Raw genomic sequence first — 25586 nt, forward strand, 5'->3', positions numbered from 1 at the left:
ATTAGTCCACTACATAAGGAGGGTTTATATGTCATTAGCAAACGCAAACATCATTTGCTTGTTGGATGATGAATTTGAAGATTTGGAGCTATGGTATCCGGTCTATCGCACGCGCGAGACGGGTGCAACGGTTCAATTTGCAGGACCGAAAAAAGGTGCCGAGCACATCGGCAAATACGGCGTCCCGGCTGTTGCTGATCTTTCGTTTGACGAGCTGGATGCCGATACGATAGACGGCCTGCTTGTTCCAGGCGGCTGGGCCCCTGATAAGCTAAGACGCTATCCAAAGGTGCTTGAGGTCGTGCAGCAGCTGAACGCTCAAAATAAGCCAATCGGGCAAATTTGCCACGCTGGCTGGGTGCTGATTTCTGCTAAAATTTTGCAAGGCCGCACCGTAACGTCAACACCAGGCATTCGTGACGACATGGAAAACGCGGGAGCAATTTGGCTCGACGAGCCTGTTGTCGTAGACGGCAACCTGATCTCGGCTCGCCGACCACCTGATTTGCCGCCATATGCACAAGCTTTCGTACAAGCACTAGAACAGCGAATGGGTTAACCATTCGCTGTCAGGTCGAAAATCTCCATATACTGGTCAAGACATGCTTTAATTTCCTCGCTTGTGACGCATTCCTGCACCTCAGCAAAAATATCCTTGCATTCCTCTTGTGAAGCATAGATCAATCGCGACTTCAACGGCAGGATTGAGTGCGCCGACATGCTTAATGAATCGACGCCCAGGCTCAGCCATATCGGCAAGGCACGAATATCCCCTGCAAGCTCACCGCATACGCTTATCGGCAAATGATTGCGCTTAGCTGCCTCAACAATTAGACTCAGCATGCGAATGACTGCTGGATGATACGGCTCATACATTTGCGAGATGCGATCGTTCATCCGATCAACAGCAAGCGTAAACTGGATGAGATCGTTCGTCCCGATGCTGAAGAAGTCAACCTCCTTCGCTAGTGCATCTGCGATCATAACAGCCGCAGGCACCTCAATCATGCAGCCTACAGCGATGTGCTCTTCAAACATAATTCCTGCTTCGCGCAATTCCTGCTTCGCTTCCTCTAGCAGCGCTTTTGCTGCACGCACTTCATTAACAGATGTGATGAACGGATACATGATCTTGATCGAGCCGTGTACGCTTGCCCGCAGGATAGCCCGAAGCTGTGTCTTGAACAGCTGCTTCTGATCCAGCGAGATGCGAATCGCTCGGTAGCCCATAAACGGGTTTTGCTCTTCGTCGATCTCGTAATAATCAAGCTGCTTGTCGCCGCCAATATCAAGCGTGCGGATGACAACAGAGCCTCCCTGCAGCTTTTCAGCAACGCTCGCGTAGACGCTGTACTGCTCCTCTTCGGAAGGGAAGTGCTGACGATCCATGTATAAAAACTCTGTACGAAACAGCCCTACCCCCTGTGCTCCGCCCTGTAGTGCAATTTCAAGCTCCTTCAGCGAGCTGATATTCGCCTCCAGCCTTACGTACTTGCCATCAGCAGTTACAGAACGATAACCCGCCAAATGCTTGAGCATTTCCTTTGCTTCCTGCTGCTGCTGCTGAAGCTGTCTGTAAAGCTCTACAATGTGCTCTGCAGGCTCTACGTAGATCGAACCGTCACTTCCATCGATAACCATGTTCTGACCGGTTACAACCGATTCTATCAGCTTTCCTTCGACTCCAACTACAAGCGGAATGCCAAGTGCTCGAGCCATAATTGCAGAATGCGAGGTCGTGCTGCCTGACAGCGTGACGATGCCAAGTACATTTTCAGGATTAAGATGAGCAAGCTGTGAAGGTGAAATTTCTTTGGCGATCAGGATAAAGGGCTGATTGTCAATCGGCAGCTGGATCTCCGGCACGCCAAGCAAATGCTTCAGCAGTCGATTGCCGACATCGCGTATATCGAGCGCCCGCTCCTTCATGTACTCATCCTCCAGCAGATCGAACATCGTGACAAAGTGATCAATCGCTTCCTTAACCGCCACCTCTGCCGCTTTGTATTGCCGCTGAATAATGCCTTGGATTTCATTCATAAAAATTGGATCATCAAGAATCGCAAGATGAGCATCAAAAATTTGCGTTTCCTCTACGCCTACCGTATCCTTCAGCTCATCCTTGATCTGATTGATTTCATCCTTAGAGGTTTTTATGCCTTCGTAAACTCTTTCAAATTCTCTAGCGAAATCCGCAACATCGATGCGCTCCTCTGGTACTTCAAGCTCCCAGTTCGGCAGCACAAACGCTTTTCCTATCGCGATGCCTGATGATGCGCCAATTCCTTGAATCATCGTACTTCCCCCTCATTCTTGCTATCCTCTAGTACAACCGACATAATGGAGGACTGTCCTTTTTTCACTGTCATAAAAGGAGCGAAGCGCCATGCCTTAACCAGGTCAGAGTTCGTTATCACCATTGGTGTAGCAAGAGACTTACTGTCTTTTTTAACTTTATGCAGATTAAAGCGAATTAAAAGCTGTCCAGGCTCGATCTCTTCGCCTTCTTTAACAACTGCTGTAAAATAATCCTTCCCGACCAGCTTTGACGTATCGATCCCGATATGAAGCAGTACCTCAAGTCCTTCCTCAGTCAGAATTCCAATCGCATGCATCGTCGGGTATATGTGCATGACTTTACCCTTGACTGGTGATACGAGTTCTCCGCGGTCTGGAATAAACGCCACGCCATTGCCAACCAGCTGAGCAGAAAATATCGGATCAGGAACCTCTGACAGCGGAATCATTCGACCTTGCATCGGTGAATGGAACGAAACCTGCTGCTGATCGCGATGAATCGTCTTCATCATTTCTTCACGAATTAATTCAGAGTATGTACCGAATACAACCTGAACATGTCCGCCGCCGAGGCGAATGACTCCCGCAGCACCCAAATTACGCAGTGCATTAATATCCATGTCTTTCTCGGAATGAACCTTTAGACGCAGGCGCGTGATGCACGACTCCATCTGAATAATGTTTTTCTTGCCGCCAATCGCTTGCAAAATAAGCGGAGCGCGGTATGGGATATCGCCAACCCATTCATCAAGCTGAGAGCCTTCTTCGCGCCCAGGCGTTGGAATCTGAAAGCGGCGTATCGCCCAGCGAAACAAGAAATAATAGACAATTCCCGTCACAATCCCAATCGGGATAATCAGCCAGCCATTCGTTGCAAGGTGCATGTTGAGCAAATAATCAATTGCTCCTGCCGAAAAAGAAAAACCGTGCAAGATGCCCAGCGTGCTTGTCAGCCACATAATTAAGCCTGATAGAAGCGCATGAACGACATACAAATATGGTGCTACGAACAAAAACGCGAACTCAACAGGCTCTGTTACTCCTGTTAAGAACGAAGATAGCGCCGCCAATGTAAAGGTTCTTCTGATCTGCGGCTTCAAATCCTCACGTGCTTCATGAACAATCGCAAGCGCGATGGCCGGAAGCGCAAACATCATGGTAGGATATAAGCCTGCCATAAATACGCCCGCAGTTGGATCACCTGCAAAAAAGCGCGGCAGATCTCCATATACCATGTAGCCTTCCGCTGTCTCGTAGCCGCCTACCTGGAACCAAAACAGATGACTAACGAGATGATGCAGTCCGAATATAACAAGTATGCGATGAATGAAGCCATACAAAAATACGCCAAAGCCTCCTGCAAGCGAAACGACTTCACCTAGCTCAATTAGCAGCCATTCCAGCTGCTCTGACAAATTTACGATAAACATTGAAAACAACAGCGTAAAAAAGCTGACGAACAGCGGTACAAACCGTGGCCCACCAAAAAACTGTATATATTCAGGCAAGCGCAGGTCCTTGAATCTGAGATGAGAAACACCTGCCACAATGCCTATAAAGGTTCCGATTAAAACGGTAGGCTCTGTATCCGGTGCAAATTTTGCAGTGATACCTGAGTAAATAAACATGCCTACCAGTGCAGCCATCCCGGCACCTAGACCGTTGCTCGTAAGGCCCAAGGCGATGCCCAGCGCAAAAATATACGGTAAAAACTGAAAGATGGATGCTGATGCGATTGCTAAATACGAGGCCATTGCTGGCAAACCAATCTGTTCCCATGGAAGCTGAGCCAGACTTTGAAACACAGCTGCGGCTGGCAATATAATCATCGGCAGCATTACCGCCCTGCCAAGCTGCTGCAAATTCCCTATGAACGCCATCACTATCCTCCATCCTGCTGAATTAAGCGACGAACTGACGAATGATTAATGTTATGTAAAAACCCTAATTCGATGTTAAGGGTAATCCTATCATTTGTCAAAACAAGCTTAATATAAAAAAGCTGCCACATTTGCATAAAAGCAAGTGGAGCAGCTTGACGAACACGACTATCGCATGTAAGAATGATCGCCCCTAGGCTTGCTTGCCCTGTGGCAGCAAAATCGAATCCTCAACTTTTATACAGCGATCCATGACAACGGTTAGACCGCCTTCTTCTGCAATACTCGCTGCTTCGTCTGAATAAACACCTAATTGAAGCCATAAGGCCTTGGCTCCAATTTTTACTGCCTCCTCAGCTACCTCTGGCGTGTACTCGCTACGCCGGAATACGTTGACAAGATCAATCGGAAACGGAATATCAGACAAGCTTGCATAGCACGTTTCATCCAAAATTTCTGTTGCATTCGGATTCACAGGAATGATGCGGTAACCCTTTTTTTTCATTGCCTCCGACACCATGTATGACACTCGATCACGATTGTCGGACAACCCTACAACAGCTATCGTAGCTGTATCTTCAAGCAGCTGCTTGATTTGCTCGCGACTTGGATTGGAAAACGCCATGATTTATCACCTCTTGTCATAGTATGTTCGAATGATGGATATATATGTAAGGAGGCTTATCCTGTTGTCTTGGATAAGCCTCCTTACGCCAGAATTAATATCTAGCATATGCTGCTATTTAGCGGGAACCCACTCAACTTGAGCACCTAATGCTTTTAGATGATCAAAGTAATTTGGATAAGATTTTGCGACATGGTGCGCATCCTTAATACGAATCGGAGCGGCGGAACGAAGTCCGACAATCGTCAGCGCCATAATAACGCGATGGTCATAATGGGCATTAATTTCTACACCGCCTGGCAATCCTTCAGGACGACCATGAACGATAATTTCTGCTTGACGCTCCTCTACATCAGCGCCAGCCTTGCGCAGCTCATTTAAGTAATCTGTAATCCGATCACATTCCTTATAGCGCAAGTTCTCGACATTATAGAAGCGTGACGTTCCTTCAGCAAATACCGCTGCTGCTACCATAGCAAGCACGGCATCCGTTGCATGATCGCCATCAAATTCGACTGCTTTCAGCTTGCTGTTGCCTTGGACATGCACCGTATTATTCTCATGCGTAAGCGGAACATCCATCATTTTCAGAACATCAACGATTGCGCGTTCGCCCTGCTTACTATTTTCCATTAAACGGTGTACAATAACATTAGAGTTTGTTACAGCTGCAGCAGCTAAAATTGCCGCAGAGCCTGGATAATCACCCTGCACCGTATATTCGCGTGCCTGATAGGACTGGTTGCCTGGCACCTTGAAATTCATGTAGTCATCACTCGCATGAATGATAATACCAGCCTGTTCCAGCACCTCAAGTGTTTGTCCAACAACAACCTTTGATTTCAAATCATGCAATACTTCTATTTCACTATCTTCTTCCAACAGCGGAGTAAGGAATAAAAGAGCACTTAAAAACTGAGAGCTAATATTTCCTGATACTTTAATGTGACCGCCACGAGGCTTACCGCCCTTAATGCGGATCGGAAGCTTGCCCTCTTGATGCTCGATTTCCACGCCCATTGCTGTCAACGAATCAATCAAATCCATGTGCGGACGTTTGCCCAAAGAATCCGGATAACGATTAATAAACGTTACATCTGGACATAAAGAAGCTATTGCCATTAAAAAGCGAAGCACGGCGCCAGCATTGCCAACATCCAGCTCCTTCACATCCTTAGGTTGACGACCGAAGCCAGTGATGACGATTTTTTCATCATCCTCTTCTATGATTGCACCCAGGTCACGAATACAGCGTCGCATTGCATCACTGTCCTCGCTGTGTGCTGGAAAATAGATGGTGCTTGTCCCTTCTGCCAAAGCGGCAACAAGCAGGTAGCGTGTCGTATAGTTTTTAGAAGATAGTGCTCCGATTTCACCTTGAAGGTTGGGAGTTGGGGTTACAATTACATCCATGCTCGAATCTCCTTTTCTTATGTATCTTGATTGGCATGTTGCCAAGCGTTCGCAATGTCAGCAGCGATCTCGGGTATGGATCGATGCGATGTATCAATGGTAACAGGTGCAAAGTCGTAGGCATGAGCTCGCGTATTCAGCAAGGCATGAACGCGCTCTGATACGTCCCCTTGCAACAACGGACGGCCCTGATCTTGAGATACGCGGGCAATGATGACATCCGCGCTAGCGCTGAGATGTACGACTAGTCCATGCTTGAGCATCAGCTCTCGATTTTCCTGCTTCAGAACCGCCCCGCCGCCAGTTGCAATAATAGCAGGCTGTGGTGACTGCAGCAGCTGCCTAAGTACGTTCGTTTCGATCGAGCGAAACGCTTCTTCTCCATCCTGAGAGAAGATATCGGGAATGCTGCGACCCTCGACTGATACGATTTCTTTATCAACATCCAGGCTTTGAAGCTGCAGCAATTGTGACAAGGCTGCGGCAACACTTGATTTACCAGTGCCCATAAAGCCAATTAAAATAATTTTGTTGCGAGTACTCATGTTATCATCCTTTACCAATGCTCATCTTTATTATCATAACACTTTAGCTCTGTGAAGGGTAGATGAATGTTGAGAAAAGCTTAACTTTTCACGCTAAGGAGGAACAACGATGAAAGAACTACCGAATCGTACGTTTCAAGATCAGACCAAGCGAAAAATAGATCAAATTCTTGATCCAACTTATCCACTGTCACGCGATGACGTGGTCTGGATGCTTGGTTATATTACAAAAAAAGTGGCTGATGCAGACCCAGCAGTACTGGAGCTGTCTCAGCCACGATTGATGAAAAACTTTCACGCCTATGCGGAAGCCGCTATGGCTCTGCTTCATCGACGTGCAAGCAGTGAACAGGAAGCCGAGCGGCTTCGCGATTGGCTTCGCGAAGCATCGCACGGACTCCATCGGGATTAAACTAAAATGAAAAATTAAGACAACCAGTTGAAGTGGAACGTTCCTTCTTTGTCCACACGCTTGAACGTATGAGCACCGAAGTAATCGCGTTGCGCTTGCAGCAGGTTGGCAGGCAGACGCTCGGAACGATAGCTGTCGAAGTAAGCTAGCGCGCTTGAGAATGCCGGTACAGGTACGCCGTATTTAACAGCAGTTGCAACAACTTCACGCCATGCGGATTGATAAGATTCCACAATGTTTTTGAAATATTCATCAAGCAAAAGGTTACGAAGGTTAGGATCACGATCGTAAGCATCCTTGATGTTTTGAAGGAAACGAGCGCGGATAATGCAGCCGCCGCGGAAGATCATTGCGATATCGCCGTAGCGCAGATCCCAACCGTATTCTTCAGATGCTGCACGCATTTGTGCAAAACCTTGTGCATAGGAACAAATTTTACTTGCATAAAGTGCTTTGCGAATCGCTTCGATAAACTCTGACTTGTCACCTGCAAATTGAGGGCGCTCTGGGCCGCTAAGCACTTTGCTTGCAGCTACACGCTCTTCTTTCATTGCGGACAAGAAGCGAGTGAATACAGATTCTGTAATGATGGACAATGGTACGCCTAGATCTAGAGAGCTTTGGCTTGTCCATTTACCAGTACCTTTTTGGCCAGCTGAGTCAAGAATAACATCAACCATTGGCTTGCCAGTTTCAGGATCGTATTTAGAGAAGATATCACGAGTAATTTCGATCAGGTAGCTGTCCAGTTCCCCTTTGTTCCACTCTGTGAAAATCTCATGAAGCTCTTCTGTTGAAACATTAAGTACATTTTTCAATAGGTCATACGCTTCACAAATCAACTGCATATCACCATATTCGATACCGTTGTGAACCATTTTCACATAGTGTCCAGCACCGTCTGGTCCAATGTATGTGCAGCATGCATCGTCGCCAACTTTTGCAGAAATCGCAGTTAGAATCGGCTCAACAAGCTCGTAAGCGGATTTTTGTCCGCCTGGCATGATGGAAGGTCCTTTAAGCGCGCCTTCTTCACCACCGGAAACACCTGTGCCGATAAAGCGGAAGCCTTGTGCTTCTAGCTCTTTGCTGCGGCGTTGAGTATCAGGGAAGTAAGCATTACCACCATCAATGATGATGTCGCCTTCAGACAGATGCGGAATCAAGGAGTTGATTGTCGCGTCTGTACCCGCACCAGCTTGTACCATGATCAGAATTTTGCGAGGTACTTCTAGAGATTGCACGAACTCTTCAATTGTATAGGTTGGCACAAGATTTTTGCCTTGTCCTTCAATTTCAGTCATCAGCTCATCTGTTTTTTCTCTGGAGCGATTGAATACTGATACAGTAAAACCACGGCTTTCAATATTAAGAGCCAAGTTACGGCCCATTACAGCCATACCGATAACGCCAATTTGTTGTTTAGACATTTGGTTTATTCCATCCTTCTTCTTTAGTTTTTTACAATAGCTATATTTTACTCTTTTTAATACAAGAAGAAAACAGGTAACGATGAATTTGTGATGAAAATCTCATCACATTTCTCAATAATACACTTAAGTTTAGTTTATAGTATCCATTTCTGGAACAAAAAAAACGAGTGAATTCATCCGTTCACTCGTTTTTCATCTATTGATTCAATCACATTTCGAGCTGTAGCATTTCAAGTCTCAGTGCCTGCAGCTTCGTCGTAATCTGTTCAATTTTTTCATCATTTTGCTCCATGATGGCTTCATGCAAATTGCTTAACTCGTAATCGAGCTCCATGCGCAGAACCCCAATACGTTCCTCTGCTCGCTTGGATTGAAACGCTTGAATCATGTCCTCAAAGGTTACAAAAGGCTTTTTCTGATAAATAATACGATGCTCCATACCAGACACCTCCACCAATCGAATAATTTCTCCAAACATAATGTTCTCAATCACAATTTGACGATCCTTGATTCTTTTCACCACTGCATGCCCACGTGAATCATTAATCAACTTCTCAAGCAGCTCGGATAATCGCTCATCCTTAATAATGTAATCCCCAACTATACGGTAGCGTTCATTCACCTTTTCGAAGTGAAGCTTTACCAGCTTTCGCCCCGTTCGGATCGAAACAAGAAATTTGCCATCCGTTTCACTCCAATATAGGGAATAGCCCTCTTGAATAAGCTCCCGTATTAGATTTTGGATTTGCCGCCGCTCGAAACGAAGCTCAAGGTTGCAATATTCTACTTCATAGTTTCTATTCACGGCAATCCCTCCTAATCTTACTGCTAAGCAAATCGCCTAAATGTTCTGACTATTTGCTCTTACCATTATCTTATACTTCATCTTATGTATTGGCAACTTGGTTTATTGACTATTTTTCTCAGGTTGGGCGCATCCTAATCGTTCGAAACTGACTTTCACAAATTTTCATAAACTTTCATTGCGGGACAAGACATCATAGAAGCATTATGTTATAATAATTATTAAATGATAAGACTTCTCAACTGTGGGGCCTGAAACAAAGAAAGGATGTACGCTATGACCAAAACAACAACTGCCGCTTCCGGCTTCAGCAAAAAAGATTTCGAAGTATTTCATCTCCCTGGGCTGGAAGAACGCATGTCTGGCATTATTGAACATATTAGACCTAAATTCCAAAGCATTGGCGAACAGCTTGCGGCAGAGATCAGCCCTGCTGTCGGCAATGAAATGCATCTTCATATCGCCAAGCACGCACGCCGCACGGTTAATCCACCGAACGACACATGGCTCGCGCTATGTGCTTCCAAGCGCGGCTACAAAGCACATCCCCATTTTCAATTAGGGCTTTTTGATGACCATCTGTTTATATGGCTTGCCTTAATCTATGAGGTTCCAGGCAAACGAAATATCGCGACGGCTTATTTGAATGAGCTTGATGATTTCATCGCACAAATTCCGAAGCAATATGTTGTTTCCTCCGACCATATGAAAAAGGATGCAATCTCAGCTGCAGAGCTAGGTTATGAGGACTGGGAAAAGCTGCTCGGCCGCTTCCGCGACGTTGGCAAGGCTGAGCTGCTTATTGGTCAGCATCTTGCTCCGGATGATCCGATTGTGCAGGATGAACAAAAGCTGATTGAATTTGCAGCGCGCACCTACCATCAGCTTATGCCTCTTTATAAAAAAGCATGTCTTGCATATGCGTAATGTCTAAAAAAACTGCCCCGGTAGAAACCGAGGCAGTTTTTTTAGTTTCCTATAAACAGGCTAAACGCTTACGATGCGATTGAATGAGCTCTACGGTCAGCAAGCTTGTAGTAGTAGACAAGGATTAATGCCAACAGGCTCAACACGCCAGCTACCGCATAAGGGAGTGTAATGGAGAAGGCAAACAGGAACGAGCCAATGATCGGTCCTGCAATACGTCCCAGGCTATCCATTGAATTGCTTAACCCTGATGCAACGCCAATGCTTACCCGAGTCTTTAATGTAATAAGTGAAGTAATGCAAGGTCTTGTGATTGCATTTCCGATACCGAATACTACAATAGAAATCGTTGCCCATGTAAAGGAATGCGCACTAAGCAGCATAAAAAATCCAACTGCAGATATGATAAGGCCGATTACAATAAATTTGGGCTCTTGACCAGGCTTAACGTAGCGGCGAACGACTCCTCCCTGAATAAGTGCGCCGGCAAGTCCAGAATACAAGAACATTAAGCCGACTTGTCCAGGTGTTACATCAAAACGAGCGATTCCAAACAGCTGCAGCGTGGCCTCCAGAAATGCCAGCGTAAACGTAACGAAAAAAGCAAGCACGTACAAATATTTCGATACCCCTTCGAAAGCCTTCCATCTAGACATTTTTGGCTCTTCGCTTGCACGAATCGCAGTATCTTTTAATACGAAGACTGCCAGCATGGACGTTAGCAGTGATAGCACAGCTGCTACATAAAATGGTGTCGTTAGCGAGATGACGCTCAACATGCCGCCAACAGCTGGACCAATCATAAATCCGAAGCCAATCGAGATTCCGACGAATGCCATTCCTTTCGTCCGAGTTTCCGCCGTCGTAATATCTGCTACATACGCCACAATTACTGATGTGACTGCGCCTGAGAACAAGCCTCCAAGCGCTCTGGCGACGTACATCAGGACAAGATTGCCCGCTACTAATCCAAACATTAAAAAGCTGATGCTAAAACCGATCAAGCCGACAATAATAATTTTTCGTCTACCAACCCGATCTGACCAGCCCCCCCAGATCGGAGATAAGATAAAGGATACAAGAGAATAGATCGCCAGTATCGCTCCATTATGTATTTCTGCATTCGTTGCTGCTGTATCTAATATAATTTCAGGCATAACAGGTATAATAATGCCAAAGCCTATAAAGGTGATCATTAAAATTGCCATCACAACTAGCATGCGTTTATCCATTTTTCGATATCCCTCCATTTCTTAATCGTAACACAATTGCACAGCGTGAAACTATGAACTTTTCGTCACAACTTTTTTACGTGATCAGTCTGTGCTCGCTGCTCCATACAAAAACAGCTTGCATATCATTTTGTTTTTGTTATACTCTATATGTTTGTACATCTGATGAAAGGCAGGGATGTAAGCGATGGATCATCATCGTACACCACTCTTTACCGCGCTAACTGAGCATGCAGCGCAGAACCCCGTACAGTTTCATATCCCAGGACATAAGAAAGGCATGGGAAGTGATCCCGAATTTCGTTCCTTTATCGGCGAAAATGCTCTGTCCATTGATTTAATTAACATTGCACCACTAGATGATCTTCATCAGCCTACAGGCGTTATTGAGGAAGCACAGAAGCTCGCTGCCGATGCTTTCGGTGCTGACTATACGTACTTTTCCGTCCAAGGCACAAGCGGCGCGATTATGACGATGATTTTATCGGTTTGTGCGCCTGGTGATAAAATTATTATTCCGCGCAATATTCATAAGTCAGTGTTGTCTGCGATTATATTTGCAGGTGCGCGTCCAGTTTTCATATCACCTGCTCAAGATAAAAACCTAGGAATAGATCACGGCATTACAACACGTTCCGTTCGCCGTGCATTAGAGCGTCACCCAGATGCAAAAGCCGTGCTTGTCATCAATCCAACTTATTTTGGCATCTGTGCTAATTTGAAAGAGATTGTAGACCTTGTGCACAGCTATCATATTCCAGTACTGGTAGACGAGGCGCATGGCGTACTTATTCATTTCAACAAGAAGCTTCCGATGTCTGCCATGGAGGCAGGGGCAGATATGGCAGCCACTAGTGTGCATAAGCTTGGAGGCTCCATGACACAAAGCTCGGTGCTTAATGTAAAAAAAGGGCTTATTAATCCTCATCGCGTCCAAACGATTTTAAGTATGCTGACAACAACATCGACATCGTATTTATTGCTTGCTTCTCTTGATACGTCCCGCCGTCAGCTTGCGCTATATGGCGAACAAATCGCGAATCAGGCAATCGAGCTTGCCCAGCAGGCTCGTGAAGCAATTAATCAAATTCCTGGTCTATATTGCTTTGGCGAGGATATTTTGGGCGATGAAGCAACCTATGATTATGACCCTACGAAAGTGACCATTCACGTTCGTCATCTAGGTGTAACAGGCTACGATACTGAAAATTGGCTGCGTGAGCATTTCAATCTCGAAATCGAAATGAGTGATATGTACAACATCTTGTGTCTGATCACTCCAGGTGACAATGCAGAGTCGGTACAAAAGCTTATTATTGCCTTAAAAACATTATCTGAAACCTATTACGAGGGTGCCAAAGCGCGAGAGCTAGTCGTGAAAATCCCTGAAATTCCACAGCTGTCGCTTACACCTCGCGATGCTTTCTATGCAGAGACGGAGGTTATTCCGTTCAAAGAATCTGCAGGACGCATCATGGCTGAATTTATTTATGTCTATCCGCCAGGCATTCCAATTCTATTGCCGGGCGAAGTCATATCGCAGAACAACATCGACTATATCATTGAGCATGTTGAGGTTGGTTTGCCTGTCAAAGGGCCTGAGGATCGAACAATTGAATATGTAAAAGTAATCGTCGAGGAGCAAGCGATCTTCTAATTGCTGCTCATGATTGGTCAATAAGTGAACGAGCAGGAATGGAGAGCACGAGCCTCCCTCCTGCTCGTTTTTTGTAGGAGAGTTTTTGTACGAATAATATAAAAACCACGTCCCCTTTAATTGGAGTGGACGTGGTTAGTCATGATTCCTGTGCAAACTCGCATCTCGCCTTGATGTTATGATACTTTTGCTATACTGGACGAATCTTCTGATTTAGTATTGCTTTGACGGCTTATGCGCCCGCCATAATAAGCAATTATGAATCCGGCAGCGACTGCAATCAGACAGATGAATCCATTCAAAATGCCGCCTTGCAGGCCTGGATACAGCACGACATTCGATCCTGCAATCAAACCGATCATTAACGCATACATAAGCATCGTATACGTACTCATCAGAAAACGGATCAGCTTGCTCGTAATTAACACACCTACGACGATCCCTGCTCCAAGCGTCAAGATAATCGGAATATCAAGCGAAGATATCGCTGAAATTGCAGTATAGTACACACCTAAAATTGTTAATACAAGCGCTCCGCTTATACCTGGCAGCACTAAGGCTGTACTTGCAAGCCAACCCGAAAAGAATAAGAACACGTAATCAAGTACAGATAGATCTGTCATAATAGCAGTCCCTTTATCATCAAAAAAGCGTGTCGCCGCTACTACTGCAAATGCAATGGCCATTGCAATAAAATGTGTCCATTTATAAGTGCCGTTCTCCTTCTGTCTTGAAGTATTCCATAGAGATGGCAAGATCCCAATTACTAGCCCCATAAATAAGAAATGAGTGAACTGCTGAAAATTCTCAAGTAAATAACTAATTAACAATACCGATACAAGAAAGCCGCCTACCATGCCGATCCCAATCGGAATCAGGTAAGCAACCCCTTCCTTCCAGCGCTTCGAAGTCAATTGCCCTATTGATTCTATCAGCTTCTCATAGATTCCCATCAGCATCGCAATCGTGCTGCTGCTTACGCCCGGAACCGTCTCCACTGTGCCCATCAGCATTCCCTTTAACATCTGCTTCCAATTCAACATAATTTCCTCCATTAAGACACAATCTGACTTCAGTAATACCACAATATTGTACTTCATTTCACGAGCTTTTTCCAATTAAAAAGCAAAAGAAAGCAAACGAGCCAGTGTTAGGGAACTAGTCCGCCAACACTGGCTCGTCTCGTAAAGCTTCAATTATATGATGTGAATTAGAATACTGGAACAAGAGCACCCTCATAGTTCTCTTCGATGAACTGTCGAACTTCGTCAGTTGTTAGAGCCTCAACCAGCTTTTGTATCGCTTCAGAATCCTTGTTATCAGGACGAGCTACTACAATATTCGTATATGGCGACTCTTTATCTTCGATAAACAATGCGTCTGTTGTAGGGTTTAGTCCGCCTTCAAGCGCAAAGTTCGTATTAATTAATGCAAAATCAACCTCATCCAATTGACGTGGAAGCATTGCTGCATCTACTTCGATAATATTCAAGTTTTTCACATTCTCAACAATGTCCTTCTTTGTTGCCTGAATCCCTGCATCTTCGCTTAAAGTGATGAAGCCCTGCTTTTCAAGCAATAGCAGTGCGCGTCCGCCATTAGTTGGATCGTTTGGAATCGCTACCTTCGCACCATCTTCGATTTCTTCGGCAGATGTGTACTTTTTGGAATAAGCACCGAACGGCTCGACGTGGATGCCCGCTACAGATACCAGATCAAAATTGTTTTTTTCGTTCTGATCATCAAGGTAAGGCTGATGCTGGAAATAGTTCGCATCAAGCTGTTTTTCATACACTTGAACGTTTGGCTGGACATAATCTGTAAATTCTTTCACTTGCAGTTCAATTCCTTGCTCTTCCAATGACGGAGCAACAAATTTCAGAATGTCGGCATGTGGTACGGTCGCACCAACAACCAGTTTAATTGGTTCAGCAGGCGGCTCCGTTGGCGTCTCATTTGCTGCGCCAGTATTTGTTGTACCTTGATTCGATGTGTTGCCTGTACCATTGTTGCCTTCACCACAAGCAGCAAGCACTAGTACCATCACCAGAGTAAGTAAAGATAATGACCATTTTTTCATAACAGTTTACCCTCCATTGTTTTTATAAATAAGGAAAATCTATCTATGTTAATGTCCTTATTTCCTAGAAAAATAAATTACAAGGCGGTCGCCCAGCATTTGTAGGATCTGCACTAGCACAACCATTAATACGACTGCAATTAACATAATTTCGGATTCATAACGGTAGTACCCATATCGAATCGCCAGATCCCCTAATCCGCCACCACCTACCATACCAGACATCGCAGTATAGGAAATTAACGTAATGGCTGTAATCGTCATACCAGCAATAAGTCCTGGGAACGATTCTGGCAACAATACCTTGCGAATGACCTGAAGTGTTGAAGCTCCCATCGAATATGCCGCCTCAATAACGCCTCGGTCGACTTCTCTCAAAGCTGTTTCAACCAAACGAGCAAAAAATGGTGCAGCTGCAATTACTAGTGGAGGAATCGTTCCCTCTACTCCCGTTGATACTCCCATAATGGCGCGCGTCACCGGAATAAGAGCTACAATCAAAATAATAAACGGAACAGATCGAATGATATTGACAATAAAAGATAAGATCCTATAAACAAATTGCAAGACGATAGAATTCGTTCGTGAACATACATATAATAAAATGCCAAGAGGCAACCCGATTAGAAATGTAAACAGTGTAGAGAAGCCCATCATCAACAGCGTATCTAGCGTAGCTTGTCTCATTTCAGACCAGTCGATACTAGAGAAATCCATTAATCGATCACCTCCACATCTAACTCTCGTTGTTTCAGCATCTCGATCGTGCGCTGCACGGCATCATCGCTTCCTTCAAGTGATACGGTCAGCTTTCCGTACGGCACGTCCTTAATCGTTGAGATTTCACCTTGCAATATCGCAAAATTGACGTTCGTTTCTTTGACCACTTGCGAAAGTGCAGATTCATATGTTTTAGCGCCAAGATACGTAATTTTAATCAAGCGATTCCAGGCTTGGCCTGACAGCGCTTCTGCAAGCTTTACTCCTTCACTGCCAATTGAATTGCGATTGATGAATTCCTTCGTAACGAAATGCTTTGGTTTTAGGAATACTTCTGATACGGGCCCTTCCTCGACAATACCGCCTTCATGGATAACAGCCACTCGATCACAAATCGTTTGTATAACATGCATTTCATGAGTAATCAGCATAATAGTCAAATTAAACCGCCGATTAATATCAAGCAGCAAGCTTAAGATTGAATCTGTCGTTTGAGGGTCCAATGCCGAGGTTGCCTCATCACATAGAAGTACATCAGGGTCGCTGGCCAAGGCCCGAGCAATTCCGACCCGCTGCTTTTGACCACCTGACAGCTGGGCAGGATATTTGCTGCGGTGAGCCTCCAAGCCTACTAAGCTTAACAGCTCATCAACCTTTTGTTTACTTTCGGCTCTCGATGCTCCTCTTAGCATTAGCGGAAAAGCTATATTATCATAAACAGTAGATGACGATAATAAATTAAAATGCTGAAAAATCATGCCGATTTTGCCACGCTGCTGCTGCAATTCTTTTTTTCCTAATCGAGTCAGCTCAACGCCTCCAACCCATACTTCCCCTTCTGTTGGACGCTCAAGAAGATTAATACAGCGAATTAATGTACTTTTTCCCGCACCCGAATGGCCGATAACGCCATAAATTTCTCCTTTTTTTACATCAAGACTCAGCTTGGAAAGCGCAGTCGTCGTTTTGTTTTTTTTCCCGTATATTTTAGTAATTTCTTTAAGCTGTATCAATTGAGTTACCTCCTACTTGCTTGAGGTTATATATTCGTGTTTATCAGACCTTTCTACTGCGAAGGTTGTTGATGATAGTATTCCTGTTCAGTTGCCTTTATATGCTAAACAAGAAGCCTGTGATTACCAACGCGCAACGTGCAATGTGCACACCAATAGATTGGCAGCTCTACCCGAACTAACCATGATAAAACCGTAGAGAACTATATCCGATTATTCCGCTGTGTTTTATCGTGATAATAATATACAATAAATTTCAGCGTTTGTCTCTAACAATTTCTTAATTTTGCAAAAAATTCTTTTTTTAGACACACAGAACACGTTAAAAAACGGCTATGCATGGATATGCACAGCCGCTTTCACTTCTTGCTTATTCACCGTTTTCAGTACGAGCAATTTCTTCATAGATCGCTTGAACACGATCCCATTCTTGGTCGTCCTCAATGCCGACCAGGAATGTTTCTTCATCCTCTTCCTCGACTCGGAAAATAACACCGTCACGTTCTGGATCTTGACGGTCAAGCAAAACAGCATACACATTATCTTCTGACTCAAACGTGTAGACCATTACCATCTCTCGCTCTTCGCCTTCATCATTTGCTATAATAAACACATGCTCTTCATGCTCATGATCGTGATCATGTCCGCATCCGCAGTCTGGTCCGTGTTGATGTTCACTCACAGTCGTTACCTCTTTTCAATTTGTATATTCACCATTCTCATCCTATCAGAATGTGATGGTACGGTCAAACTGAATTAGGTCGATGTAATAATTTTTTCAGAAGTAACGACCCAATCTTCACTAAATTCTGTTTGCATGTAACAGCGCAGCGTATATTTGCCAGAAGAACTAAACCGATAGCTTGTCTCATCCGTAACAAACCAATAGTTGTCTCTGTTTTTATCTACGGGGATTCTTTGAATTTGTGTTTCTTTGCCGCTTGGGTCAACAATCGTGAATCGAACAGCGTTTAATTTAAATTGAACATCATCAACTTGCGCAAACACTTTAATCTTTCCATTGAAGCCTTTGGATACTTCGCCAAACGTTGTCTCTGAACCACCGCTGCTGTTATAGACAAACATATGTACATTCGGGCTGTAGATCATCGCAGTTTTGCTGCTAGCATTCCACTCGATAATGGCATTAAGCGATTCACCTATTCGACGAAGCGGTAAATACGTCGAGTTATCGATAAGCGCACCAACCTCGCCCAAACTCACATCGTTGACAAGAACTTTAATCTTCTGACTGGATGCATTAGCGAATACAATGGTTGAGCCCCATACCATGATGACACAAATGAACAGCATTATTTTTTTACCTTTCATTGTCTGAATAACCTCCAGTATATGAGCTTTCCTATACAAGGTTAGACTGGCAATCTGTAAAAAAGTTGCGTAGAATGAAAGAAAATTAATGATAAAATATTTTTCATCTTTAGAAATCAACAGCTGTATGTTTGTGAAAATCTGTTGACTAATTGAAAATTCGAAGTACTTTCTATAAAATGCAACTAATACGATTTTCCAATTTTGTGATCCATATTACTGACAGTACATAAAAAGATGCCCTATATTTAAATGAATGTCGTGGGAGGAGGCTTCTGATTGAACATTACAATGCTTGGTACAGGGAACGCCTTTGCTAAAAACTTTTTTAATAATAATGCTCTAATCGAAACCAAACATCTGAGGCTTTTGATCGATTGTGGAATCACTCTGCCTCATGCCTTATATCAATCAGGGAGAAATTTTTCTGACTTGGACGGTGTGTTAATTAGTCATATTCATGCCGATCACATTGGAGGGCTTGAGGAACTTGCTTTTCAGATGATGTACACGTATTCTCGCAAGCCTACGCTGTACATAGCAGAATCCTTGATCAAGCCATTATGGAACCATTCCTTGCGCGGTGGAATGGCCCAGGGGGAACTGAATCAGATAGAAGATTTCTTTCACGTTGTCCCCCTTCAACCGAATGTCGATATTGAACTCGCACCTGATCTCAAGGTGAAGCTGTTAAAAACCGAGCATATTAAAAACAAAGATAGCTACTCATTTATTTTTAATGATGCGTTCTTTTATTCCGCAGATATGGTGTTCAGTCCAAATCTGCTCATAGAGCTTCACCAATCTGGAATCCAAACGATTTATCATGATTGCCAGCTAGAGCCGCCTGGACAAGTGCACGCAACACTTGAGGAGCTGCTAACCCTTCCGGTTGAGCTTCAACGAAAAATTAAACTCATGCATTATGGCGATACAATTGGGAACTATATCGGTAAGACGGGTGCTATGGAAATTGTCGAGCAAGGCAAACCGTCTATTATCGAATAAGGAGCTGATCCTATGCAGCAAGAGGTTGTCGCTGTAAGACGAAATAGTGAGGGTGATATTGTAGAATTCAAGCTATCCTCCGGAACAGTGGTAGATTATTTGCAGGCACAGGAAATGGTTAAAAACGGAGAAATCAAAAACTTGCAGCTTTTTAAAGGCCGCGACCATGAACAGCATATTCGGTCGATTCCGGACGATACACCTTCAAATAATCTAGATCAATTGCCAACCTTTTAATGAAAAGAAGGTAGGATGTCAGGCTTGCCGCCTGCTTCATCCTACCTTCTTTTTATTTGGCGTGCTGATTAATCAGCTCTTTTCTCATATTCCACACTTTATCACTTAACACAACATCGTATTTCTCAGGATTCAGCTTGCGGAGTGTCTCCGGCCAAAATAAATCGAGCTGGCTTACATGATAAGCGGCTATTTCTGTTACAGTTGGAAGCTCATATACACGCTGTCCCGCAGCAAATATAGGTGTCAACAGCGGCTGTACGCGATAATTTTCCACCTTGCGCCGAATAAACGGATGAGAAGGATCATAAAGCATCAGCGGCTCTTTGCTGCCCTCCAGCACCTCATCATGCATCACGATATAATCGGCTTCCGCCTTGCCTGTCTCGTTGTTGATAATGCGATATACATTTTTCTTCCCTGGCGTCGTTATTTTCTCGGGATTGCCGGAAATTTTGATGACCGGTTCATAGCCTCCGTCCTGCTCCTTCGCAACAAGCTTGTATACGCCACCTAACGCTGGATTGTCTGAAGCGGTAATCAGCTTCGTGCCGATACCCCAACTGTCGATTTTCGCTCCTTGCGCTTTCAACTCCACGATAATATTTTCATCCAAATCGTTGGAGGCAACAATGTTCACATCCTGCAGGCCTGCCTGATCGAGCATGACGCGCGCCTTCTTGGACAGATAAGCCAAGTCACCGCTATCCAAACGAATTGCCTTCAAGCTTTTGCCTTTTGCTGCAAGCTTTTTACCTGTCTCAATCGCATGAGGCACACCGTCACGCAGCGTGTCATAGGTGTCAACAAGCAGCGTTACATTATCTGGCAGTGCCTCTGCATAACGATCGAACGCCTCTTGCTCACTTTCATGAATTTGCACCCATGCGTGTGCATGCGTACCTTTGGCGTCCAGGCCAAACAGCATCGCAGCTCGTAAATTGCTCGTCGCATGGAATCCTACGATACAAGCCGCTCTTGCTCCCCAAATCGCCGCATCAGCCTCCTGTGCCCTTCTTGAGCCAAACTCAAGCAATATATCATTCGGGGCAACTTGCTTAATGCGTGCAGCCTTCGTCGCAATCAAGGTTTGGAAATTAAGAAAGTTCAAAATAGCCGTCTCAATAATTTGTGCTTCAAAAATAGAAGCCTCTACTCGCAATATAGGCTCATTTGGAAACACCAAAGTCCCTTCTACTGCTGCATACAGATCACCGTGGAATCTAAATTGTCTCAATTCCTCAAGAAAGGCCAGGTCGTACTGCTCTTCCTGCCTCGCGAGAAACTCAATTTCCTCATCAGTAAATCGTAAATTTTCAATATAGCGAACGATCCGCTCCAAGCCTGCTGCAACAGCAAAGCCGTTGCCAAATGGCAGCTTGCGAAAATAAACATCAAACACAGCTTTTTGATGATGAGTGTGGTGCTTCCAATGCGCATACATCATATTAATTTGATATTTATCCGTGTGCAGCATTAAATGCTGTTCTGTCATAACCTACACCTGCTCTCCTTCTCGCAAAACCTTCGCACCCAGCGAATTTTTGAAATGTCCCAGCGCCCATTCATGACCTGCAGCGTTAAAGCTTGCCGTTGCATCCTCATAAACCGTGATGGCGAAGCCTTTATTATATGCATCAACGGCTGTATGAAGCACGCAAATATCGGTGCAAACCCCTACGAGATGCAGCTCATGAATCCCTCTTGCCCGTAAGCGCTGCTCCAGATCAGTTCCGCAAAATGCGCTGTATCGCGTTTTGTCCATCCAATAAATGCTGCTGGCATTCGTATCATAAACGTGCTGCAGCTTACCATATAAATGTCTCCCTGAAGTGCCCTTAATATTATGAGGAGGAAAAAGTTTTGTTTCCGGATGATACGAATCGTTTTCCTCGTGAAGATCTACAGCCATCACCACATATTGGCCTTCCTTCACAAATTGCTCCGTTAAAGCACTTATCCGCTCCTCAATGGCAATCGCTGGATCACCGCAAGGAAGCTTCCCTGTAACAAAATCAATCGTATAATCAATGACAATCAAAGCCTTCACAGTTCTCACCTCAAAATTGGTAATGGTTATATTATGAAGTTTTTTCGTAAGAAGTCAATAAACAGAAAAGAAAGATGGAAGGTATCTCCTCCATCTTTCTTTTCTGTTTATTATTCAGCTATAAGCTTAATCTTGTATTGAGATGAAATATACGTATCAGCTGTTACCGTTGAGATCACCTGTGGATACATCATATCCGGATTTGGATCTACTTGCGTCAGCTTGATAATCGCAACATCACCCTCAAAGCTGATTTCAGAAATATTCATGCCATAACCTGGATGCGGTACAGTTGCGCTAACCGTAACCTTGTTCACATCATCGTTGATTTTTTCAGTTTTGAATGTTAGCTCAGACAATGCCACTTGCTTGTCACCTTGTTCTTCTTCTTTATCACCAAATTGCTCTTCTACAAATTTCAAAGCATTGCTTACCCAAATCGCAGCGTCTTCACGGGTGATCGGCTTTGTTGGATTAAAGGACCCGTCCTTATTCAGCTCAGCGAATTTTAGCAATAGCAGCTTTTGGATTTCACCCTTGTATTCGTCTTTGCCTTTATCTTCATCAGTATACCCAACATACATTTTAATTAACGCATAGTCGCCTAAACGATCCACTTGCTTCATTAGTTGAGCAGCGAACTCTTCACGGCTAATTGGTGCGTTTGGATTAATGTCTTTATCAAAGATAAGACCATTGTGATATCCATCTACAAATGCTTGAGAATACCATGTATTATCCTTTACTTTAGTGTACACATCACTAGCCTTTGGCTCTTTTACAAATAGGATATGAGCTAGACTGAGTTCGAACGCCTCATCAAGCATGACTGCTGCTTGTGCGTAGCTTAATTTGTCTTGAGGATGATATGCACCTTTCCCTTTCGCATCACCCTTAATGACGCCTCTCTCCTTCAATTGAAGAATATGCTTTTCTCCCTTCAGTCCTTTAATATCACTAAAAGCTGAAGCAACAGGAGTCAAGGCCATCACCGTTGCAAGCGACAATACGATTGCTGCCATACGTTTCCCTTTCACATCAATTCCTCCTTTAATTTGGTTTCACACGATTAAACGAAGCAGCTCAAAAAATTGTTGCGCAACAATGAAATTTTAAGTCTATTGTCCTATTCATATCAGTTATTGCCTAACTGTTTTTGATATAAAATGCTTGATAATTGCTATACGCTGTGATAATATAGCTAATGTTGCTATACGTGCTATAGGACGGTAACTCAGCGGGAGAGTGCTACCTTGACAGGGTAGAAGTCGCGGGTTCGATCCCCGCCCGTCCTACCAGAATATAAACGTTCAACCCCTTGATATATCAAGGGGTTTTCTTGTTTTACAAGGTGAATTATCTCTTGGTTTTTTATCGTTATGATGTCCTAATATTTTTGGGGACGAAATTATTATTGATTCGATTGAACATAAGTACAAACTAAGCGTTTGTACTTATCATTTTCGTCTTCTATTCTTTTGCCAGGAACTATCAGTTATCTTAAAGTATTGCTAGATTCTATCAGTTTTCCACTCTCCTCCAACTATCGTCCACTCCTGTCATCCTGTTTATTGAGAATGAATCCAATACGTCCTCCACCCATATTATGATCCTAATTACTTTTACCGTAGAGAATCTTTTTTTCAAGCTAACGATTTCTACATAGCAAGATAAAAATATTATGTACAATTTCAGCGGCTTGAAACGTTTCTTACTTATTTTTTTGTAATCAATATCTAGTCTAATCCCATTCATTGTTTCGTCGTACTGTGCAGCATTCCAACTAACGCTTCATAACACTGTCCAGTATTAATTAAAAAATTTGAAAGCAATCAATCTTAAGTGATACTATAAAATTAGAAGTACACGGCAATTTATAGGAGGTTTGTGGAACAATGTATAAGACTATTATTTTCGATGTTGACGGAACACTTATTAATACAGAAGATGCGGTTTTGGGATCACTTCAAAAGCTTCTAAAAACAGATTACAACAAGGATGTTGCACGGTCAGAATTGTCATTTGTATTAGGGATTCCAGGTTCCGATTCTTTGCCTAAACTTGGTATAGATAATATTGATAAGGCTAATGAAAGATGGAATTTCTTTATGAAAGACTTCTATCATTCAATTCATGTTTACAATGAAATCAACATTCTTTTGGATACTTTAAAGAAAAAGGGTCTAGACCAAGGTATTGTCACATCAAAGACGAAACAAGAATTAAAAGATGATTTTGAACCATTTGGCCTAATGAGTTATCTTTCATATATAGTTTGTGCAGATGATACAAAGAAACATAAACCAAATCCTGAACCAATTATTAAGTTTTTAGAGATTTCAAAAGCTGAACCCTCATCTTCAATATACATAGGTGACACTATTTATGATTTTGAATGTGCCAGAGATGCTGGTGTTGATTTCGGATTAGCTTTATGGGGATGTAAAAATCATGAAAACATACCCGCAAAATACAAGTTTGAAAAGCCATTAGATATACTGAAATTTGTAGATTAGATACATTAGGAGATCAGTATTCATTTGGGTAAAATCATCAATTGATAGGGAACAGTTTGTCAACTCAATCTAACCGTCTTGAAAAAGGCGGTTTTTTCTATTTAGTAGTAGTCAAGAATGAAAAAAATTGCATTGTCACTAGTAATTCGCTCCTTCACAATATGAATCAAATACGTATTAACCTAAAACCGTTGTGTAGCGCTCTTCACAGTATCATTGCACCAACCATGTTAACCTTTCGTTTAAAGCTGTACTATAGGTTTCTACATTTGCAATTTTCACTCGTCCAATGGGTATACTAATGACCATGCTAAGGAGGGTGTCTATGACAAAAGAGGAAGGCTTTCTTAAGGAAGAACGAAGCGAGTATACGGATCTGGCTACCGTAGAGTCCCAGCGTAATGACTTAACGGCTGAGGAGTTTGCAGAGGGCCCCTACGGCTCGCCTATCAACGCAGAAACACTTGGCAAAAGCACACCATGGCGCAAGGATCAGCGGCCACCTAATCGATTCGATTATGAGAATCGGGCGCTGCATAAAGGAACTGAACGTGTATATCCAGATGACCAAGGGAAAGGCAATGCCGCACAGGATACGTTCAACGAGGATACTGAGTAGCCCCATTGTGATAAACTCCAAAAGATGCATCCCCCGAAAGTTGCGTTTGTTAAACGAGCTTCCGGGGGAAATACATACATTCCTTCCTTATATGTATTCATTATTATCGACTTTACATAGTTGTCTGTCAGATAAGAAGCTCGAGAAAAATAAATAGTTAAACGCAAAAAAGCGTCAGCACGCTTGCACTGACACTTGATTCACGTTGCTCGAGCTTATGACGCTGTTTGAGCTCAAACTGTTTAAACTGATTAACCTTTTACCTTAACACAATTAGAAGCGAAAAGCGCTAGTAAATCCATCAGCTTCGCTCTTTCAAATAAACAGCCTCGATCTCATTACCGTTAAACCACTCACCATCTACACGAAATCGACCAGCCTGTTGATCGATACATTCTACCGTGCCTACAACCTTGAGCTCTTCTGCTTCCTGGCTGTCACGCATCATAACGACTACCTCTATATGCTCCTGCAAGGAACGGATTAGCTCAGCAGGAAATCTGCCGCTACACGCTTGCAAGCAAGTTGTATTGGAGCTGGCTATGCCTGCTGCTGCTTCTGAGGCTTTGCATTCAATCGCCACTTCAACCCCTCCATATCCACAATTCTATCAAGCATGAATGTCCGAACGGCTTTAGCCGTGTCACAATAAGCTAATAGACGCTTCTCTCCAACAGCCAATACGCGTACATCCCTGATGGATACTTGTTGCTTGCTATCTACATATATAAGCTGCACCCATGTACCTACTACGTGCTGCATATAACCACCGCCTTTGAAATCA

Annotated in this window: 27 protein-coding genes and 1 tRNA gene; 9 read left to right on the forward strand and 19 right to left on the reverse strand. The window is 43.7% G+C overall.

What is annotated here, in order from left to right; all coding sequences use genetic code 11:
- Positions 1 to 28 precede the first annotated feature (28 nt).
- A complete protein-coding gene (locus tag ACFP56_RS01585; protein ID WP_379230398.1) occupies positions 29 to 559 on the forward strand; it encodes a type 1 glutamine amidotransferase domain-containing protein in 531 nt (176 codons plus the stop codon).
- On the opposite strand, the gene ptsP is transcribed toward ACFP56_RS01585, so the two are convergent.
- The 5 genes from ptsP to ACFP56_RS01610 form a co-directional block, all read right to left on the reverse strand.
- Positions 556 to 2295 (reverse strand): phosphoenolpyruvate--protein phosphotransferase, encoded by a 1740-nt coding sequence (gene ptsP / locus ACFP56_RS01590; RefSeq protein ID WP_379230400.1) that lies wholly within the window; start codon positions 2293 to 2295, stop codon positions 556 to 558. The genes ACFP56_RS01585 and ptsP overlap by 4 nt on opposite strands.
- Complete coding sequence (locus ACFP56_RS01595) at positions 2292 to 4178, reverse strand: glucose PTS transporter subunit IIA (RefSeq protein WP_379230402.1); 1887 nt, start codon at positions 4176 to 4178, stop codon at positions 2292 to 2294. The genes ptsP and ACFP56_RS01595 overlap by 4 nt, the downstream gene beginning before the upstream one ends.
- Positions 4179 to 4371: 193 nt before the next feature.
- Positions 4372 to 4803 carry a CoA-binding protein gene (locus ACFP56_RS01600; protein ID WP_379230404.1) on the reverse strand — a complete coding sequence of 144 codons (432 nt, stop codon included), beginning with the start codon at positions 4801 to 4803 and terminating at the stop codon, positions 4372 to 4374.
- Positions 4804 to 4917: 114 nt separating this feature from the next.
- Complete coding sequence (aroA, locus tag ACFP56_RS01605) at positions 4918 to 6216, reverse strand: 3-phosphoshikimate 1-carboxyvinyltransferase (protein ID WP_379230406.1); 1299 nt, start codon at positions 6214 to 6216, stop codon at positions 4918 to 4920.
- Between the two features lie 17 nt (positions 6217 to 6233).
- Complete coding sequence (locus ACFP56_RS01610) at positions 6234 to 6761, reverse strand: shikimate kinase (protein ID WP_379230409.1); 528 nt, start codon at positions 6759 to 6761, stop codon at positions 6234 to 6236.
- A 109-nt stretch (positions 6762 to 6870) separates the two neighbouring features.
- Between ACFP56_RS01610 and ACFP56_RS01615 the strand changes: the two genes are divergently transcribed.
- A complete protein-coding gene (locus ACFP56_RS01615) occupies positions 6871 to 7173 on the forward strand; it encodes a hypothetical protein (protein ID WP_379230411.1) in 303 nt (100 codons plus the stop codon).
- 14 nt (positions 7174 to 7187) lie between these two features.
- On the opposite strand, the gene gndA is transcribed toward ACFP56_RS01615, so the two are convergent.
- Positions 7188 to 8603, reverse strand: coding sequence for an NADP-dependent phosphogluconate dehydrogenase (gene gndA / locus ACFP56_RS01620; protein ID WP_379230414.1), 1416 nt, complete (start codon positions 8601 to 8603; stop codon positions 7188 to 7190).
- 211 nt (positions 8604 to 8814) lie between these two features.
- A complete protein-coding gene (locus tag ACFP56_RS01625) occupies positions 8815 to 9411 on the reverse strand; it encodes a hypothetical protein (protein WP_379230416.1) in 597 nt (198 codons plus the stop codon).
- Positions 9412 to 9687: 276 nt separating this feature from the next.
- Between ACFP56_RS01625 and ACFP56_RS01630 the strand changes: the two genes are divergently transcribed.
- Complete coding sequence (locus ACFP56_RS01630; RefSeq protein ID WP_379230418.1) at positions 9688 to 10338, forward strand: YktB family protein; 651 nt, start codon at positions 9688 to 9690, stop codon at positions 10336 to 10338.
- Between the two features lie 68 nt (positions 10339 to 10406).
- Here ACFP56_RS01630 and ACFP56_RS01635 read toward each other — a convergent pair whose 3' ends face one another.
- On the reverse strand, positions 10407 to 11570 hold the full coding sequence (locus ACFP56_RS01635; RefSeq protein WP_379230420.1) for an MFS transporter: 1164 nt from the start codon (positions 11568 to 11570) through the stop codon (positions 10407 to 10409).
- A gap of 187 nt (positions 11571 to 11757) precedes the next feature.
- On the opposite strand from ACFP56_RS01635, the gene ACFP56_RS01640 reads away from it, so the two are divergent.
- Entirely contained in the window at positions 11758 to 13227 is a 1470-nt protein-coding gene (locus ACFP56_RS01640) for an aminotransferase class I/II-fold pyridoxal phosphate-dependent enzyme (RefSeq protein ID WP_379230422.1), read from the forward strand.
- A gap of 176 nt (positions 13228 to 13403) precedes the next feature.
- Here the strand turns inward: ACFP56_RS01640 and ACFP56_RS01645 are convergent, their stop codons facing one another.
- The 6 genes from ACFP56_RS01645 to ACFP56_RS01670 all read right to left on the reverse strand — a co-directional run bounded on the left by ACFP56_RS01645 (position 13404) and on the right by ACFP56_RS01670 (position 18372).
- Positions 13404 to 14270, reverse strand: coding sequence for a DUF368 domain-containing protein (locus tag ACFP56_RS01645; RefSeq protein ID WP_379230424.1), 867 nt, complete (start codon positions 14268 to 14270; stop codon positions 13404 to 13406).
- Between the two features lie 167 nt (positions 14271 to 14437).
- On the reverse strand, positions 14438 to 15307 hold the full coding sequence (locus ACFP56_RS01650) for a MetQ/NlpA family ABC transporter substrate-binding protein (RefSeq protein WP_379230426.1): 870 nt from the start codon (positions 15305 to 15307) through the stop codon (positions 14438 to 14440).
- Positions 15308 to 15364: 57 nt separating this feature from the next.
- Positions 15365 to 16024 carry a methionine ABC transporter permease gene (locus tag ACFP56_RS01655; protein ID WP_379230429.1) on the reverse strand — a complete coding sequence of 220 codons (660 nt, stop codon included), beginning with the start codon at positions 16022 to 16024 and terminating at the stop codon, positions 15365 to 15367.
- The gene (locus ACFP56_RS01660; RefSeq protein WP_379230431.1) at positions 16024 to 17040 is read right to left on the reverse strand and encodes a methionine ABC transporter ATP-binding protein; all 1017 of its coding nucleotides are present in this window, start codon (positions 17038 to 17040) and stop codon (positions 16024 to 16026) included. The genes ACFP56_RS01655 and ACFP56_RS01660 overlap by 1 nt, the downstream gene beginning before the upstream one ends.
- A 370-nt stretch (positions 17041 to 17410) precedes the next feature.
- Positions 17411 to 17722 (reverse strand): DUF1292 domain-containing protein, encoded by a 312-nt coding sequence (locus ACFP56_RS01665; protein WP_379230433.1) that lies wholly within the window; start codon positions 17720 to 17722, stop codon positions 17411 to 17413.
- 74 nt (positions 17723 to 17796) lie between these two features.
- The gene (locus ACFP56_RS01670) at positions 17797 to 18372 is read right to left on the reverse strand and encodes a stalk domain-containing protein (RefSeq protein WP_379230435.1); all 576 of its coding nucleotides are present in this window, start codon (positions 18370 to 18372) and stop codon (positions 17797 to 17799) included.
- A 291-nt stretch (positions 18373 to 18663) separates the two neighbouring features.
- Between ACFP56_RS01670 and ACFP56_RS01675 the strand changes: the two genes are divergently transcribed.
- Both ACFP56_RS01675 and ACFP56_RS01680 read left to right on the forward strand, forming a co-directional pair.
- Complete coding sequence (locus ACFP56_RS01675; protein ID WP_379231743.1) at positions 18664 to 19380, forward strand: MBL fold metallo-hydrolase; 717 nt, start codon at positions 18664 to 18666, stop codon at positions 19378 to 19380.
- A gap of 12 nt (positions 19381 to 19392) precedes the next feature.
- Positions 19393 to 19617 carry a DUF3892 domain-containing protein gene (locus ACFP56_RS01680; protein WP_379230438.1) on the forward strand — a complete coding sequence of 75 codons (225 nt, stop codon included), beginning with the start codon at positions 19393 to 19395 and terminating at the stop codon, positions 19615 to 19617.
- A 52-nt stretch (positions 19618 to 19669) separates the two neighbouring features.
- Here ACFP56_RS01680 and ACFP56_RS01685 read toward each other — a convergent pair whose 3' ends face one another.
- From ACFP56_RS01685 to ACFP56_RS01695, 3 genes are all read right to left on the reverse strand, one after another.
- Complete coding sequence (locus ACFP56_RS01685; protein WP_379230440.1) at positions 19670 to 21112, reverse strand: nicotinate phosphoribosyltransferase; 1443 nt, start codon at positions 21110 to 21112, stop codon at positions 19670 to 19672.
- A gap of 3 nt (positions 21113 to 21115) precedes the next feature.
- Positions 21116 to 21667 carry a cysteine hydrolase family protein gene (locus tag ACFP56_RS01690; RefSeq protein WP_379230442.1) on the reverse strand — a complete coding sequence of 184 codons (552 nt, stop codon included), beginning with the start codon at positions 21665 to 21667 and terminating at the stop codon, positions 21116 to 21118.
- Between the two features lie 110 nt (positions 21668 to 21777).
- Positions 21778 to 22704: an S-layer homology domain-containing protein gene (locus tag ACFP56_RS01695; RefSeq protein WP_379230444.1), complete on the reverse strand. Its 927-nt coding sequence runs from the start codon at positions 22702 to 22704 to the stop codon at positions 21778 to 21780.
- A 186-nt stretch (positions 22705 to 22890) separates the two neighbouring features.
- Between ACFP56_RS01695 and ACFP56_RS01700 the strand changes: the two genes are divergently transcribed.
- The 3 genes from ACFP56_RS01700 to ACFP56_RS01710 all read left to right on the forward strand — a co-directional run bounded on the left by ACFP56_RS01700 (position 22891) and on the right by ACFP56_RS01710 (position 24802).
- Positions 22891 to 22965: transfer RNA gene (locus ACFP56_RS01700), tRNA-Val, on the forward strand.
- A 597-nt stretch (positions 22966 to 23562) separates the two neighbouring features.
- The gene (locus ACFP56_RS01705) at positions 23563 to 24183 is read left to right on the forward strand and encodes an HAD family hydrolase (RefSeq protein ID WP_379230446.1); all 621 of its coding nucleotides are present in this window, start codon (positions 23563 to 23565) and stop codon (positions 24181 to 24183) included.
- Between the two features lie 325 nt (positions 24184 to 24508).
- Positions 24509 to 24802 (forward strand): hypothetical protein, encoded by a 294-nt coding sequence (locus ACFP56_RS01710; protein WP_379230449.1) that lies wholly within the window; start codon positions 24509 to 24511, stop codon positions 24800 to 24802.
- Positions 24803 to 25103: 301 nt separating this feature from the next.
- Here ACFP56_RS01710 and ACFP56_RS01715 read toward each other — a convergent pair whose 3' ends face one another.
- Together ACFP56_RS01715 and ACFP56_RS01720 are read right to left on the reverse strand one after the other, a co-directional pair.
- A complete protein-coding gene (locus tag ACFP56_RS01715) occupies positions 25104 to 25385 on the reverse strand; it encodes a hypothetical protein (protein ID WP_379230451.1) in 282 nt (93 codons plus the stop codon).
- Positions 25343 to 25564, reverse strand: coding sequence for a hypothetical protein (locus ACFP56_RS01720; protein WP_379230453.1), 222 nt, complete (start codon positions 25562 to 25564; stop codon positions 25343 to 25345). Before ACFP56_RS01720 ends, ACFP56_RS01715 begins: the two co-directional genes overlap by 43 nt.
- Positions 25565 to 25586 lie beyond the last annotated feature (22 nt).

The sequence above is a fragment of the Paenibacillus septentrionalis genome (genome assembly GCF_042659865.1).
In the GTDB taxonomy this organism is placed as follows: domain Bacteria; phylum Bacillota; class Bacilli; order Paenibacillales; family Paenibacillaceae; genus Pristimantibacillus; species Pristimantibacillus septentrionalis.